The 15,593-nt window shown below is 37.3% G+C and carries 13 protein-coding genes; 6 read left to right on the plus strand and 7 right to left on the minus strand.

Annotation, left to right across the window (positions count from 1 at the left end; genetic code table 11):
- A partial coding sequence (locus EWM59_RS04195; RefSeq protein ID WP_130019702.1) for a transposase occupies window positions 1-384 on the plus strand: 384 nt, incomplete at its 5' end.
- Window positions 385-543: 159 nt separating this feature from the next.
- Here the strand turns inward: EWM59_RS04195 and EWM59_RS04200 are convergent.
- The gene (locus EWM59_RS04200) at window positions 544-1,509 is read right to left on the minus strand and encodes a DUF8428 domain-containing protein (protein ID WP_130019703.1); all 966 of its coding nucleotides are present in this window, start codon (window positions 1,507-1,509) and stop codon (window positions 544-546) included.
- Between the two features lie 295 nt (window positions 1,510-1,804).
- Here EWM59_RS04200 and EWM59_RS04205 point away from each other — a divergent pair, with 295 nt between their 5' ends.
- A complete protein-coding gene (locus tag EWM59_RS04205) occupies window positions 1,805-3,238 on the plus strand; it encodes a sensor histidine kinase (RefSeq protein WP_130019704.1) in 1,434 nt (477 codons plus the stop codon).
- A gap of 52 nt (window positions 3,239-3,290) precedes the next feature.
- Here EWM59_RS04205 and EWM59_RS04210 read toward each other — a convergent pair whose 3' ends face one another.
- Window positions 3,291-4,550, minus strand: coding sequence for an IS1096 element passenger TnpR family protein (locus tag EWM59_RS04210; RefSeq protein ID WP_130019705.1), 1,260 nt, complete (start codon window positions 4,548-4,550; stop codon window positions 3,291-3,293).
- 282 nt (window positions 4,551-4,832) lie between these two features.
- A complete protein-coding gene (locus tag EWM59_RS04215; RefSeq protein ID WP_130019706.1) occupies window positions 4,833-5,810 on the minus strand; it encodes a DUF4382 domain-containing protein in 978 nt (325 codons plus the stop codon).
- 302 nt (window positions 5,811-6,112) lie between these two features.
- On the opposite strand from EWM59_RS04215, the gene EWM59_RS04220 reads away from it, so the two are divergent.
- Complete coding sequence (locus EWM59_RS04220; protein WP_130019707.1) at window positions 6,113-6,598, plus strand: hypothetical protein; 486 nt, start codon at window positions 6,113-6,115, stop codon at window positions 6,596-6,598.
- Window positions 6,599-6,635: 37 nt separating this feature from the next.
- Here EWM59_RS04220 and chrA read toward each other — a convergent pair whose 3' ends face one another.
- Window positions 6,636-7,817 carry a chromate efflux transporter gene (chrA, locus tag EWM59_RS04225; RefSeq protein ID WP_130019708.1) on the minus strand — a complete coding sequence of 394 codons (1,182 nt, stop codon included), beginning with the start codon at window positions 7,815-7,817 and terminating at the stop codon, window positions 6,636-6,638.
- Window positions 7,818-7,915: 98 nt separating this feature from the next.
- Window positions 7,916-8,872 (minus strand): isopenicillin N synthase family dioxygenase, encoded by a 957-nt coding sequence (locus EWM59_RS04230; RefSeq protein ID WP_130019709.1) that lies wholly within the window; start codon window positions 8,870-8,872, stop codon window positions 7,916-7,918.
- Between the two features lie 170 nt (window positions 8,873-9,042).
- Here EWM59_RS04230 and rpe point away from each other — a divergent pair, with 170 nt between their 5' ends.
- On the plus strand, window positions 9,043-9,711 hold the full coding sequence (gene rpe / locus EWM59_RS04235; protein WP_130019710.1) for a ribulose-phosphate 3-epimerase: 669 nt from the start codon (window positions 9,043-9,045) through the stop codon (window positions 9,709-9,711).
- A gap of 15 nt (window positions 9,712-9,726) precedes the next feature.
- Window positions 9,727-11,469 (plus strand): glycosyltransferase family 39 protein, encoded by a 1,743-nt coding sequence (locus EWM59_RS04240; RefSeq protein WP_130019711.1) that lies wholly within the window; start codon window positions 9,727-9,729, stop codon window positions 11,467-11,469.
- Between the two features lie 214 nt (window positions 11,470-11,683).
- Here the strand turns inward: EWM59_RS04240 and EWM59_RS04245 are convergent, their stop codons facing one another.
- A complete protein-coding gene (locus tag EWM59_RS04245) occupies window positions 11,684-13,870 on the minus strand; it encodes a S9 family peptidase (protein ID WP_130019712.1) in 2,187 nt (728 codons plus the stop codon).
- Window positions 13,871-14,100: 230 nt separating this feature from the next.
- Entirely contained in the window at window positions 14,101-14,976 is an 876-nt protein-coding gene (locus EWM59_RS04250) for a DMT family transporter (RefSeq protein WP_130019713.1), read from the minus strand.
- Between the two features lie 209 nt (window positions 14,977-15,185).
- On the opposite strand from EWM59_RS04250, the gene EWM59_RS04255 reads away from it, so the two are divergent.
- Window positions 15,186-15,560 (plus strand): hypothetical protein, encoded by a 375-nt coding sequence (locus EWM59_RS04255; RefSeq protein ID WP_130019714.1) that lies wholly within the window; start codon window positions 15,186-15,188, stop codon window positions 15,558-15,560.
- Window positions 15,561-15,593: the final 33 nt, after the last annotated feature.

Genomic DNA, 15,593 nt, shown 5'->3' on the forward strand with positions numbered 1-15,593 from the left:
TCAGTCTATCAAGCTCCCAATAGTATTATTGGTGAAGAGAACTTGCTTGTTCTTGAAGAGAAATGGCGTAAATTGTACCCTAAGGCGGTTGAGCCCTGGATTAATAATTGGGAAAGGTTATCTGTCTTTTTTCAATATTCCCCAGCCATTAGAAAAATTGTATATACAACCAATACCATTGAGGCATATCATAGGCAGATTCGTAAACTGACCAAGACTAAGGGTGCATTTACCTCTGATAATGCTTTGCTAAAATTGGCTTTTCTATCCATTATGAACATGGATAAACTCTGGAATAAGAAGGTTTTTAGCTGGAAAGAGATTTTATCAGAAATCAGTATTATTTTCGCTGATAGAATCGCTGATGAAGATTTCGAGTTATAAACTCTGGTTGAAAAAACCAGAATTTATAACTCGCTCTAATTACTCCTACATGACACAGTTTAGAAAATACTCCCAATACACACAACTTCTTCAATAAACTAAACAAAACAAAAGGGGATATTTCTTGCCAACTACCCCCTTTATATAAATGCGATAATCTTAGAAGAATAAGAAACTATTTCTTACCTTAAACTCTACAGTTCCTAAATAATCATTATTTGAGTAAACTGAGGCTTTATAAGTACCAGGTGTCAATTTCTCTTTCACATCAAACATAAAAGTTGTGTTTTGTGGATTTTTTGCAAAATCTACTGTTTGTGTGGCATGAACGGCAATCGGCATTAATTTCTCTCCTTTCATAATACTAACTTCTTTATCAGCACCTTTAACAGGGACATTTTTATTGTCCAGAATAGTCAGATACAATGTCTGCATATTTTCGGTACTTGTCTTTACCATTTCAGGTACAACAAAAGAAACTTTTAGTGAATGAGCTTTTTTCGCCTTAGCTGTTACTTTCGAATTTGGCTTAAGTACTTCTACCTTAAAATTATCTGCCGGTGAATCGTATATAATATCATCTACTTTCTTGTTTAATGAAGCAATCCGTGTATTCAACTCATCGCTTTGTGTTCTTAATTCATCATACTTGGCTTTCCATTCTGTATTTTCAGAAACCAAAGTAGCATTATTTGCCTGCAAATCTGTCAGGTTTCGCTCCATCAATGCTTTTACATCGTTCAAAGCAATAATCTGATTATTAAGAATTGTCAATTGTTCATCTTTTGATTTACCCTGTTTTCTTAAGTTGGCTGTTTCTCTATTCAATCTCGCCACTACTTTTTCTTTTTCCGAGAGCAATCCATTGATATATTCAGTTTTATTTACTAATTCTGCATTCTCATCACGCTCGTCGTTCAGATCTTTTGTCAATCCATTAATCTCCTCCTCCAGATTTTTCTTTACTGTCATTAAAGAATCTGACTGTACTGTAAATCTGTCGCGTTCGTCGGATATTTCGCTTGAACGATAGGCCTGATATACGCCAAAAGCAGTGGCTACTGCCAACGCTCCTACCAGTACTCCGGTAAAAGCTCTTTTTCGTGAATCTGTTAATTCTGCCATAATAGTATGTGCGTTTGTGTATAAATCTTTCTTAAAATTTCAGTATAATCCCGAAAACAATTATACCATGCACTATTTCCCTGATTTTTAACTATATTCACTAAGTATTATGGGGAAAACATTCCTCATAAGCCTTATTTTTCATGAGACAAAGGACACTATCGGATTAAATTTTGTAAAGATTCCGCTAAAAATCAGGAAGAGTTTTTTTAACTTTGGCTTACTAAAACTGCTTGTTTTTCGTTTCTAAGACTAAGAACCAACGTTACATTGCTACATAAACCTATTATAATCTATGCGTAAACCGTTCAGATATGTAACGCTTTCGTTTATTTCCTGTATTATCCTCCTGCTGATACTTACTATTATCTCTTATGTAAAAGTGCATCAGACCCTGGCATATATGGAAGATATTGAGCGTAACTATCAGGTAATGATGAAGGGAGAAGAGTTAATCTCTAAAATGAAAGATATGGAAGCCGGGCAGAGAGGTTATCTACTCACACAACGCAATGTATTTCTGAATCCTTATTATGATGCCTATCGGGTAGTAGGCAAAATTATTAATGACCTTGAAGATTTGGTAGAGCATAATCAGACACAAACGTCAAGGCTGACGCATCTCAAAAAACTGATTGCCGATAAAATTAAAATTACAGATGCCAATGTAAAATTAGCAAGAGCTAAAGAACCTATCAGTCCTGAAAACCTGAAAGAGGATAAAAATAAAATGGACGAGATACGAAACACGATGAACCTGTTTCAATTAACCGAGAAGCAGTTTCTGAATAATAAGTATAATTTAAAGATAAGTAACGACAAGCACCTGCCTGCTTATATTATTGCTCTTTCTGCCTCGTCAGCTTTGCTCCTGCTGGCTTCATTTGGCTTTCTTCTATACGAACTCCGTAAACGCATTAATTTTCAGAAAGCACTAGAAAACAACCTTGATAAACTACAACGTTCTAATTCAGAGTTAGAGCAATTTGCCTATGTAGCTTCTCATGATTTAAAAGAGCCGCTCAGAAAAATCAGGGCTTTCAGCGGCATATTATTAAAAAAACACTATCAGGCACTTAATCAGGACGGACAGGAATCCCTGGATAAAATAGAGAAATCTGCAGAGCGTATGCAACTATTGATTGATGATTTGTTGACTTTTTCTCGTACGGTTAACCATCGGGATCAGGATTTTGAGACGGTTGATTTAAATGCTATTCTGGAAGAAGTAGAAAGCGATATTTCGTTATCAATTGATGAAAAACAAGCCCGTATTCTTACAGAAAATCTACCCGTTATTTTAGGGTTTTCATTTCAGCTTAAACAACTTTTTTATAATCTACTGAGTAACTCCATCAAATTCTCGAAAAACGGCGTTGCTCCGGTAATTGAAATAACCTCTGAAGAAATGTCAGGAAAAGATATTTTCTTTATTGAGGGTATCAGAGAAGAAAGCACCTTTTATCATATCTGTTTTCAGGATAATGGCATTGGGTTTGAACGTAATTATGCCGAAAAGATTTTTGTTATTTTTCAACGTTTACATGGCCGACAAGATTACGAAGGCACCGGCATTGGTTTAGCCATCTGTAAGCGGGTAATGGGCAACCATAATGGTTTTATATTTGCTGAAGGCGAACTGGGTAAAGGAGCTAAATTCCATCTTTTCTTCCCTAAAACACCTAATCTGGTAAATAATAATCAGATACAGAAATTGCTTTCTGTGTAACCGCAGATAGTTATTCTTGCTTTTGAAGCTGACACATACATTAGAAAATCTACTACTTCTTTCTAAAACCCGTTAAAAGCCTATTTATGCTTTCTAAATCTGCATCTGATGGAATATCATTTGGCTTATTAATAAAGTCAATATAATCTCCTATTTCTTCAAAAGTAGAGGGTTTTGATGTTAAATTTCCTTTAGCGGCAACACAAACAGGATAATTTGCATTTTTATCTTTCTTCTTGATTGATTCACATTTAATCCTGAATTTCCAGGCATGTAAAGGCATTTTACTATTAATAGCTACACCCTTTTCGGTAAAAACCTGGTTCAGTTTTATTGTTGAATCGTCAAAAAGCTGTGAGGGAATCTTTTTTTGCAAGGTAGGCATATACCAGCCATTGAAAAGAGAAGTTTTTCCGATTTTTTGTCCTCCAATTATGAAATAATAACCCATGTCGGTATTTGCGTCTATCCAACCGAAAGAGGCACGAATCAATTTCATTAAATCTCTGAATTTTAAACTTGATGCGACCTCAATTGTTCTCGAAATTTCTGGTTTTACTCCCTGAACTGTAATTTTCAAAACCAGAACTTTACCAGAAACGCTTGAATAATTGATTGGTTCGTTAAAAATTTCATCGCCGTGCAACAATAAATTTAAAAAATCGGCCACATTAATATTTAGGTTATCATCAACATCAAAAACTGTTTTATCGAACATATTCGTTTCAGATGAATTAATATACAACTGAATGCGGTAATTTGCTTGTTGAATACTGAATTCTTCCGGGTTATAAGTTTCTCCAAGCCACTCTTTGAATTCTTTTGCTTGTTTACTATTTGGTTTTTTTAGAGCCTCAACTAATTCCAAATAGCCCGGCAGGCTTCCGCAATCTTCAGGTGGACAGTTTCGCTGACCATCAATACAGAAAGGACTGACTTTATGAAGTGTGTATGAAATTTCTTCAAGACAAACCGTATGAATCCAACTATCTCCAAAATCATATTCATAAAGCATCGAATCTCCTATAGTCTGAAAAATATCCCTGATTTTATAGGAGCTACCATCTTCAAAGTCTGATTCATCGCCTACCAGTGCTAAATCAGCATACCCGGCTCTTTTTCTATCAGGCTTTTTTGATGAATTAACATGATAGTAGGCATATAGGTGTGCACATTCCCAACCCATTGCTCCTTGAATAACATAATGGAGGTCAAACAAGGTTTGTTCACTATTAATAGTTATCGTACGCCAGATTGGAGGCTGAATATGCTTTTCAAAAAGTGTTATTTTAAGCTGATAAATTTGAGGCATTTTCTATGTATAATTACATGAATAATAACATGATTCTTTTTCCTGCATCATACTTATTTTTTAAATAAGTACACAATTATAGCGTAAATCTACTGATTTATTCAGTAAATCTATTTGAACATATTATTGATGCCTGACTCTAATCCTATACAATCACGAAAGGCCGCTAAAAGCGGCCTGATGTGTGATTTAAAACAATTCTACTTCGTAATTAAATGTGTTTCTATTCCGAACAGATGCAACACATTTTCTTTTTCATGGCTATCAATTAATTTCTTGTACTTACAAACCTATGGATAGACTTGCTGAAATAGACAAGCTTACATCAGCATTTGATTTTACTGCAATACTGCTTAAATCAATACTATTTTTACTTGTAAGATTTAATAAAGCAATTAATCCAAATATACCTCCAGTTGGTTTGTTAAAAGAGGCACAATGCACCTCATAATCACCCTGTTCCAGAAATGCCGCTTTGAAATTTCCGTTGGCGTCAACTTTGGCACTTGTAATTGCATTTTTAAACTGAATCTTATTTTCGCCTTGTCCTTGTGTTTCGGTGGCCTGATTAAAAGTACCTTTTTTATATACATATACTACTACATTTCCCATAGTAGTGGCATTATAATTATCTATTTTACCTGTAATACTACCTGCTGAAGTGCGCTCTACTAACCGGATAGATGACTGTAATTCGTTATAACTCACAAAAGAATAAGTGGTCTGACTACCCGATGTTTCACTTTTAACAGCTTTTCTCAAATCAAAGTCGAGTATTACATCTGTAGCCGTCCCTTCTTTTACGATAAATTCTTTAGTAGTCAGTTCTATTGCATTTTGTGTACTACCTGTTAACTGTAATTTCTGTTTGGTGTTATCGGTCTTTTGTATATAACACCCTGGTGCTGTACCAGACTGGTCTTTTTCATAATCTAATACCAGCGTCAGCTTATTAAAAGTACCAGTATTAAAATTGCCCTCACCTAAACTCAATGAGTTACCATTCTGTAGTTCCAAAAGATTTACCGTCTTAGGACCTTTAAACCCTTCAAATGTTTTGCCATCTACTTTTATTTCTGTTACCGTTACAAAAGCACCTTTTACTTCAGGCGAGTCAATGGGAGAATCAGTAATACTAACCTTCAAGGTACCATTAGATGTGTTAGGATCCGGGTCATTGGTTGAGTCTTCGCAAGACATTTGAAAAAAACCTAATGCTCCAATAAGCATTGCACTAAAAAACATTCTTGAAACTTTCATAAAAATTAGGAATTTGTGAAAAAATAAACTGAAAGGTACAAGGTTGTTTCATACGTATAGGTATTATATTTTAGGTTCCTGACAAGGTTAACTAAGACCTCAAACAAAAACTTTATACCATTATCAATGGCACAGTCTGTTTAACGAAAATGTAGATTTTATTCCTCATCATTCAACAAAATTTCTACAAAACAGAACGTTCGGGTAGAAGATATTTAGAGAAAAAATATTGGAACAGGATTTTAACGTTTATATACGACAACGTTCTTTAAATAATGTTTTCTAAACAACTACTAAGTATAATGCGTAAAGTTTTTTTATTGACGGTTTTTATGAGTTTCTGGTGTTTAGCTGTATCTGCTCAACATGCCTATAAAGCGGGTGTGGGTGTCAGATTGAATTATGGATATGGGTTGAGTATAAAATACAATATGACTCAGAAAAAATCGGTAGAGGGGATTGTTTACACTCGTTGGCGAGGTATAAATATTACAGGTTTATATGAGATTCATGCCCCTGCGTTTAAAACAGCCGGGTGGCGCTGGTATTATGGTATAGGTGGGCATATAGGCGTATGGAGAGACGGGCCAAGATATGGAAACCCTTGGTTTGATGGCCCTGGCCCTTATACAGTACTTGGTGCAGACGGGATATTAGGCTTAGAATATACATTTAAAGAAATACCTCTTAATCTGAGTGTAGACTGGAAGCCCGCTATAAATCTGATTGGTTATCAAGGCCTTTGGCTTGATGATGTAGCAGTAACAGCACGATTTGCTATTAAATAAATCCACACAAAAAATATATGGGCTTTCACAACCACTATCAGGCACTTGCCCAGCCCATTAATAAACCACCAACAATAATTAAATAGACAGGCACCAGACGTGTTTGTAAAAGAATGAAGGTCAGGACAATAGTCATAACCGATACTAAATCCACATACATAGGTTGAAAAAGAGAGAATGCCGCCGCCGCTGTAAGACCAGTACTGGCGGCATTTATACCTTCAAGAGAGGCTCTGATGCCCCGGTATTTTTTCAGTTGGTCCCAGAAACGGATAACAAAGAATATCAGAAAAGTACCGGGCAGAAAAATACCTACTGTAGCTACCAGACTCCCTAATAACTCACCACTGATGCCCCAGTCTCGCATAGATAAAGTACCTACAAACGAGGAAATAGAGAAAACAGGCCCGGGTGCTACTTCTACAATAGCCAGACCCGACAAAAATTCATCTGCCGACAAATAATGTTTAAATTTCACAAACTCATTATAGAGCAATGGTTTCAGAATATGCCCTCCACCAAAGGTCAGACTTCCGTTCCGATAAAAGTTTTCAAATAAACGGATAGGCAAAGAGTGCGTAATTGCCCCCAATCCTGCCGAAAATAACAATACGCCTAACCATAAAAAGAAATTCCCCCACTCTATTCTGATTGGTTCTTTCTGCATTTTTTCCTGCTCACCAAACTTTAAAGCCGTAGCTAAACCGCCTAATAAAATCCAGATGGGTGTAATGTAGGGAGAAGGAAAAAAAAATCCGGCAATGGCAGCCAATATCATCAATAAAACGCTTACCTGCGTTTTAATCACTTTCATACCAATTGAAAACGCAGCAAACATGATAAATGCTACTCCCATAGGCTTGATAAACCGGGTAAGATTTGCCAACTGACCCTTCTCAATATAGGTAATACCCAAAGCTGCCAGCGTCATGAGTATAGCACCCGGCAAAATCCAGATAAGAAGCGTCAGATAAGCCAGATTGGCTCCGCCTAAGCGAAATCCTAAAGCAGTAATAGTTTGGGTAGAAGTGGGGCCGGGTAAAATCTGGCAGAGTGATTGCAGTTCTAATAATTCGGCCTCTGTCAGATAATTTCTTTTCTTTACAAACCTCTCCAGAAACATCGTCAAGTGTACTTGCGGGCCACCAAAGCAGGTCAGCGCAAGAATCATGACATCTTTCAAAAAAATGAAGTATCTAATCTGGCGGGTTTTTCGCATCAAATCTACACGATTTTTTTTCGTTCAGTAAAGAAACTCAATATAGCACAGAAAAACTATAATTTCTGTGCTATACGCAATTTTTCGACTACGAACAGCTATTTTTTCAAGCCCAACTCTCTCAATCTTTCATCAAGAAACTCTCCGGCTGTCATATTTTCATAACGTCTCGGGTTATTTTCGTCTATACAACTATCCAGACAAGTTAAATCAGTTTCCGGACGAGCGTGCATGAAAAATGGAATAGAAAAACGAGAAGATTTCATTTTTTCACGAGGAGGATTCACAACCTGATGAATTGTTGACTTTAATTTATGGTTGGTCAGGCGGTCGAGCATATCTCCTACATTAATGATAATCTGGTCAGGCAATGCCGTTACCGGAATCCACTTACCGTCTAAACGTAATACCTCCAGACCTTCGGCTGATGCACCCATTAACAAGGTAATGAGGTTAATGTCTCCATGAGCGGCTGCACGCACAGCACCTTCCGGCAAAGCATCAGGGTTTTCAATCGGGAAATAATGCAAAGCTCTTAAAATACTGTCTCCACCTTTTACTTTGTCTTCAAAATAATCTTCAGGCAAACCCAGATAGAGCGCAATAGCTCTTAGAAGAGTTTTCCCGGTATTCTCAAAAGTTCTGTAAACCTCAGTTGTATATTTCTCAAACTCTGGCACTTCTGCCGGAAATACATTTTTATACATTCCTTCTTCTGCTTCTGGTTGCCCTACATGATAAAATTCTTTTAAATCGGGTCGGCTGTGCCCTTTAGCAGTTTCTTTGCCTTTTCCTACATATCCTCTTTGTCCGGCCAGTTCAGGAAACTCATATTTCTTTTTCATTTCATCAGGCTGATAGAAAAACTTCTGTACGGCTTCGTAGAGTTTTCCCCTCAGCTCTTCTGAAAGTCCATGATTCTTAATGGCCACAAAACCGATATTATTAAAGGCTTTACCTATTTCCTGTACAAATTTAGCCTTACGTTCGGGGTTGCCCGATGTAAAGTCTGCTAAATCTAATGACGGTATTTCGTCAAGCAATGCTTGTTCCATGAGATGAAGTATTTTTTGGCAAAATTAAGGATTTTTCGGCGTCTAAATTAAAAAAAAATGATACGTATTCTCATAAAAAACAGTAAAGTCAGATGAAATGTTGTACAGGTCTGTCAAATAGTCTTTTCAGACAAAGGCATTTTTTGACGAAAATACCCTACCTTTGCGACATGAAAAATACGATTATAGCGCCATCAGTGCTGGCGGCCGATTTTGCTAATTTACAGAGAGACGCTGAAATGCTCAATAATTCAGCAGCAGACTGGTTTCATATTGATATTATGGATGGTGTTTTTGTACCAAATATTTCTTTTGGTATGCCTGTACTGCAAGCTATTCAACGACATACCCAAAAGCCATTAGATGTGCATCTGATGATTGTTCAACCTGAAAGATATATAGAAACATTCAGGAGATTAGGTGCCGAAATCATTACCATACATTACGAAGCCTGTCCACACTTACACCGTACTATACAACAAATAAAAGATTCAGGTTGTAAAGCAGGCGTAGCGCTTAACCCACATACACCTGTAAATGTTTTAGAAGATATTTTACATGACATTGACTTAGTGTTAATCATGTCTGTAAATCCGGGATTCGGAGGACAGAAGTTTATTGAATATACCTTTGAGAAAGTAAAAAAACTACGGAAAATGATACAGGACAAAGGGCTGACTATCCTGATTGAGATAGATGGCGGTGTAACTACCGACAATGCCCGTGCGCTTGTAGAAGCAGGCGCCGATGCTCTGGTAGCAGGTAGTTTTGTATTTAATTCAGAGAATCCAACACAAACCATTCAGGACTTAAAAAATAGTTGTGAGGCCAGTCTGTGATTCGGCTAAAATTTTATGGCAAGTCTTCCTAAACTTTCTACTTATGGTTTATTAGCAGGTATTTTGGTGCTTGCTTTTTTTTTACGTGTTCATAATATAGGTGAACACGGCCTTGCCGGAGATGAAAAATACTCACTCTTTGTAAGCCAGTTTGTGAGTTATGAAGGGAATAATCAGAGAAATTCTGTCAGAAAACCCGATAGTCCTTATTTTACACCACAGGAATTCTGGTCAGAAAAAACGATTCATGATTTTTTCGATTCTATTGCCCGTGTAGATACCGGAAACGGCTCTTTATACACGTACACGCTCCACTACTGGTCAAAGCTTTTTGGCCTTGGCGATGCCAATCTCAGAATCCCCTCTCTTTTATTTAATCTACTAACTATTTTTCTGATTTTTGTCTTTGTCAAAACTCATTTTAAATCCGAAAAATTAGCGCTTCTGGCAGCATTTCTATCTGCTATTTCTCCTTTTTATATCAATTATTCGCAGATAGCACGCAATTATGCCATGCTGTTTTTCTTTTCACTATTAGCTACTCACTTGTTTCTGCTTATTATTGAAAAAGAGAAAAGCAAGCAAAAAACCACCATTTATTACCTTCTTTATGGACTTATAGCATTGGCCTGTGAACTATGCCATATTTCTGCATTCCCGCTTTTTCTGATTCATGGCTTATATGTATTACTCTATGTAAGACAATTGAAGGTATGGATTGGTCTTGGACTGGCCATGTTGATTCCGGTAGCCGGGGTGATTGCCTGGTTAAAATCAGAGGGAGGACAATGGTTATTCGATTACGTGCAGAATAGTGTAAAAGTCTATAACTCACTGGCGCAAACCTCTCCTGATGAATATTTATCAGTAGCTACTTTACCCCATATTTTTAAACAGCTACGTCATGTAGTTTCATCGGCTTTTATCAGTACCGAAGGGCTTTACTTGCATTTATCAGGCTTAAAAAATACATTATTAGCCATTGTTTGTCCGATTATAGGATTTCTCTGTTTCAAATGGCTTCCATCAGATAAACTGAAAGTAATTACGGCAATCGCTCTGGTAGTTATTTCTTTCCTATTGTATTCTACAGCAAAACTCCCGTTTCTGGTTCTTTCATTAAATATAGTCCTGATTGGAATCCTGCTGAATTATATGGTAAAGAACTTTAAAAGACCTGATAGCTCACTTATTGTTTTTCTTGTCTTATTAGTCGTTCTGCCTTTTGTTTTTTTAATTCTTTTCTCACTACAAGATGGCAACACGTTCAGAATTATTCCCCGGTATGTAGGTTATTCTTATGCTTTTGGCATTATTCTTATAACTCTCTTAATCAGGGAAATATGGCAGATGCAATCCAATGTCAGGTATCTTCTTTTCTTACTTTTAGGGGTGCAGTTTTATTTAATCGGTGGTATTATCCAAAATATCTGGCACGATAATCCTCCGCGCTATTTTATGAGTTTCGCAGAGCCTCGCCAGAAGAATCCTTATACATTAGCTGCCAAAAAAATTCAAAGCCTGTATGCCAAAGGAGATACCGTTATTTATTGTTCATACAAAGACCCTATGCCAGGCGGACAATATGCTCCACAATATTCGGTAGTTGATGCACAATTAACAAACTTCTATCTACCCAAAGACTCACAGATTATCCAGCGGGTAAATCCGTCAGAGCGTGATAAAATCATACTCAAAAAACCTAATGGAAAAGAACTATTGATAGTTGATTTACAGGGAACTAAATATAGGTATTAACAATAATCCCCTTGAGGCTCTCAAAGGGATTTGTTTAGAAGAGAAGTTGTTTAGGATTATTCCTTTCGTCTAAAAATATGTTGTTTTAGCTACGCCTTCATCAAATAATTTCGACCATAGCGATGCTATGTCCTCATTATTTGATTTGGCTCGCACAAAACACCATATTTTTAAACTGAAATTAAAATCCTAAATAACTTCATAACCTTATTTTTTACTTTGCTCCCGGAGGACAATGTTTTTTCAGGTAATTGGTAAACAAAGTATTCAGGTGAGCTCTTGTTCCTTCTCCCTCATAAATGCCATGCGAACGGTTCGGGTAAGGCATATATTGGAACTGACGATTGTGTTTAATCAATTCATTCAATAATAGTTCTGCATTCTGGTAATGCACATTATCATCGCCTGTACCATGAATGTATAATAGATTGCCTTTAAGATTCTTGGCATAAGTAATTGGTGAGCCTTTCAGAAAATCTTCTTTATTCTCTTGTGGCAAGCCCATATAACGTTCCTGATAAATATTGTCGTATTCTAATTGATTAGCTACTGCCGCCACCGAGATACCTGTTTTGTATATCTCAGGAAACTGGAACATCAGATTGAGTGTACAAGAACCTCCACCACTCCAACCGTGTACTGCTACGCGTTCATTATCTACGTAAGGCCATTGTAATATTTTTTTAGCGGCCATTGCTTGGTCATGGGTATTAATCAGTCCAATTTTACGATAAATAGATTTTCTCCAGGCTCTTCCTTTCGGTGCGGGTGTTCCACGGTTATCCAACGACACATAGATATAGCCATCTTCTGCCATATTACCTATATAAAGGCCGTTTCTGCCTACCCCATAACGGTCTATAACTGTTTGAGAGGCTGGCTCGCTATAGACATAAAATACAATCGGGTATTTTTTAGAAGGGTCAAAGCTTTTAGGTCTGGCTATCCAGCCATCCATTTCAACCCCATCTTCGGTAGTTACTTTAAAAAATTCTACATTCGAATTTTTCTTTTTCGCAGGATCTATTTTCTTACTTATATCATCTTTTTCATTCAATGGCTGATGATTAGGCAATGAAACCCATTCAGTAGCCGGAATGGTATAGTAATTAGAAAAACTATGATAGGCAAACTTGCCATTTGGTGAAATCTGGTAATCGTGAGTTCCTTCTTCAATGGCAGGAGAAACCCTTTCAGCTTCACCTGTCCCGTCTAATTTAGTCCGGTACAAGTACTTTTGTGTAGCATTGGTAGGCGATGCCGTAAAATACACATAGCCTGTTGATTCATCTATCTGCTCAGGAGTTATTACGTCATAATTCCCTTTAGTTATTAATGTTTCGCTTTTTCCGTCTCTTGATACCCGGAACAGGTGTCGCCAACCATCTTTTTCGCTTACCCATACAAATTCTTTACCTCCACTCAACCACTCCCATCCGGCCGGGTTATCGTCTGTCCAGCGTGAACGGATGTCTATCCATGCTTCATCTGTTTCTTCATATATGGTATTTACGGCTCCGGTTTTAGCATTTGCATACATCAACTTACTCTGGTTCTGCTTACGGTTCAGTTGTTGCAGAATCAGTTCATTTGAATTTCCTGCCCACTCCATCCGAGGAATATAATTCTGACGGCTATCGCCAGGCACTTTCATCCAGATAGTTTTAGCTGTAGCTACATCTACTACCCCTACCTTACAGGCTGATGGTGCTTCTCCAACCTTCGGATACTCTACAGGCACTACAAATGAGTAAGTAGAATCGGTATTATTAATCATATAAAAATCACGGATAGTATTGGCATCTATCTGCCAATAGGCTATCGTTTTGCTATCAGGACTCCAACGGAAACCGTCTCTACAACCAAACTCTTCTTCATAAACCCAGTCAAAAGTACCATTGATGAGTTTTTTTGTTCCATTAGTCGAAGTCAGCACTTTCGGTTTCCCTGTAGTCAGGTCTTCTACATATACATTGTTTTTACTTACATAAGCCGCTTTTTTGCCATCAGGTGAAATCTTGGCAAACATCAGCGAAGATTCAGGCAACGAAGCACCTAACTTCTTCAGTTCTTTAGTGGTTAAATCCAATATCCAGTAATCGCCTTTGGTTTCGTAGCGCCATACTCGTTTGGTATTGGTAAAAATTAATAGTTTTTTTTGGTCATCGGTAAAACTGAAATCTTTCACTTCCAATGGTTTTGTGCTTCCTTTAGGAGTTAATACATCTTTACTTACCATTACATGGGCTTGTTGCGTAATAAGGTCGAATTTTACAATCTGTTGTTGCTCGGCAGAATAGTACCCATTGCCATCTTTTGCCCATTTAGAAGAGCGACCGGGTTGAGCATTAGCACCTATAGCCAATAGAATAGCATAAAGGCATAAGAGTTTTCTGAACATAGTCTGATAAATGAAGGTTGTTTGCGTATTTGTTGCTAAAATAAGAAAAAAAGTCTGTTCTGGCAGGGTTGTCAGAGAGATGAGCCTATTAAAAATTTTACAGCGACAAAAACTGAGAGGTTTCAAAAATTTAGTTTAGAGAAATTAAAACGCTAATTTATTGCTTAAGTTTTTACTGCTATCTCACCCAGTATGGGGGATATTAATAAATCCGACAAAATATCACATACTTATTTTCGACTTGTAAGCAATATACCCAAAAGTACCAGTATTCCACCAATAATAGTAGGTACTGTGAGTTTTTCTCCTAAAAAACTTACGGCAATCAGTACCGCAAATACAGGTGTAAGATTCCCGATAATAGCCGATTTGGTAACACCTATCAGCCGGACGGCATCATAATACCAGATAAAGCCTAAAGCAGTAGCCGCTGCACCCATATATATTACTGACACATACGCCTGCCAGGGAGCAGTAGCCATACGTTCAAATAGCTGATGCTGCCAGGCAGGAATAAATAATAGTAAGCACCCAATAAACGCCGAAAAAGCACTTAGTGTAAGGGCGGGCATGGCTTTCAAAGCCAGTTTAGCCGTTAGGGTATAAGCCGTCCATGAGATAACCGCTCCCAAAATAAACCCCTCACCTATACCCCAGGTACTTTGTGCTAATAGATTACTGAAATCTCCCCGTACAATTACCAGCATGGCTCCTGCAATAGAGATAAGAATACCTAACCACTTGAGCAGGGTAACTTTCTCGCCAAAGAAAATGGCACTTCCTAAAGTAATAGTAATCGGTGAAAAAGCTACTATCAGAGAAGCCCTGACTGTAGGCATATACTGAATGCCAATGAAAAAACTGAGATTATATAAAACAACCCCTAAAATGCCTGATATAGCTGCCCATTTCAATTGTTCGACGCTAATTATGGGTAGCTTTCTTTCCTGCTTATAGAGCATAAGCATCAATAAAGTAGCCCCTATACTGAATCGGAGAAATGCGGTAACGTATGGCCCGAACGACTGTACAGCTATTTTTCCGGCTGCAAAATTAGAACCCCAGAAAAATACGGTAACAATCAGTTTCAGATAGGTAAGACGCATGAGTTTGTGCAATCAAAATGTAGATAGGCAGATACCTGCTTGAATAAAATACACTTCTGAAAACCAATTGGTTCGCTTTGGCAAAATTTTCTACACTTCCATAGCCAATGTGTATTTTATAGCCCAATTTCAGGACTCTAAACAGTATTTTTTCATCGTCCGTATAGGGAATAATAATTGTATAATATTAAGTATTAAATTTTATAGCTATGGAAACACCGAAAAAAGAATACTCCGACAAAAGTACTGATATGACTACTATGGTAACCATATTAGAAAAACTAAGAAAAAAAGGAATCGATAAAGAATTCCGTTGGACAGACAGGGGATTTCATATTGCTGACACAGAAGAGTTTTATGAACCAGAAGACCTGAAAATCATCAAAACTTATCGTTTTGAGGGAGAATCAAGTCCTTCTGAATCATCTATTCTTTATATCATCGAATCCAACGATGGTCATATCGGCTATACCATAGATGCCTATGGCGCATACAGCACCCATGAAAATGAAGCTGGATACGATGATTTTGTAAAAGAGATTCCGGTGATAGAAAAAGACGAAAGACTAATCTTTGAGCCATGATTCAGTATTACATTCAGTAAGGAGGGTTAAGTA

The organism is Emticicia agri (genome assembly GCF_004168285.1).
Lineage (GTDB): Bacteria > Bacteroidota > Bacteroidia > Cytophagales > Spirosomataceae > Emticicia > Emticicia agri.

Excerpts from the sequence above, each read along its gene's own strand:
- EWM59_RS04230 (WP_130019709.1), bottom strand. The coding sequence starts at position 8,872 with ATGGAACAAGCATTGCTTGACGAAATACCGTCATTAGATTTAGCAGAC.
- chrA (WP_130019708.1), bottom strand. The coding sequence starts at position 7,817 with ATGCGAAAAACCCGCCAGATTAGATACTTCATTTTTTTGAAAGATGTC.
- EWM59_RS04205 (WP_130019704.1), top strand. The coding sequence starts at position 1,805 with ATGCGTAAACCGTTCAGATATGTAACGCTTTCGTTTATTTCCTGTATT.
- rpe (WP_130019710.1), top strand. The coding sequence starts at position 9,043 with ATGAAAAATACGATTATAGCGCCATCAGTGCTGGCGGCCGATTTTGCT.
- EWM59_RS04220 (WP_130019707.1), top strand. The coding sequence starts at position 6,113 with ATGCGTAAAGTTTTTTTATTGACGGTTTTTATGAGTTTCTGGTGTTTA.
- EWM59_RS04210 (WP_130019705.1), bottom strand. The coding sequence starts at position 4,550 with ATGCCTCAAATTTATCAGCTTAAAATAACACTTTTTGAAAAGCATATT.
- EWM59_RS04245 (WP_130019712.1), bottom strand. The coding sequence starts at position 13,870 with ATGTTCAGAAAACTCTTATGCCTTTATGCTATTCTATTGGCTATAGGT.
- EWM59_RS04215 (WP_130019706.1), bottom strand. The coding sequence starts at position 5,810 with ATGAAAGTTTCAAGAATGTTTTTTAGTGCAATGCTTATTGGAGCATTA.
- EWM59_RS04240 (WP_130019711.1), top strand. The coding sequence starts at position 9,727 with ATGGCAAGTCTTCCTAAACTTTCTACTTATGGTTTATTAGCAGGTATT.
- EWM59_RS04255 (WP_130019714.1), top strand. The coding sequence starts at position 15,186 with ATGGAAACACCGAAAAAAGAATACTCCGACAAAAGTACTGATATGACT.
- EWM59_RS04250 (WP_130019713.1), bottom strand. The coding sequence starts at position 14,976 with ATGCGTCTTACCTATCTGAAACTGATTGTTACCGTATTTTTCTGGGGT.
- EWM59_RS04200 (WP_130019703.1), bottom strand. The coding sequence starts at position 1,509 with ATGGCAGAATTAACAGATTCACGAAAAAGAGCTTTTACCGGAGTACTG.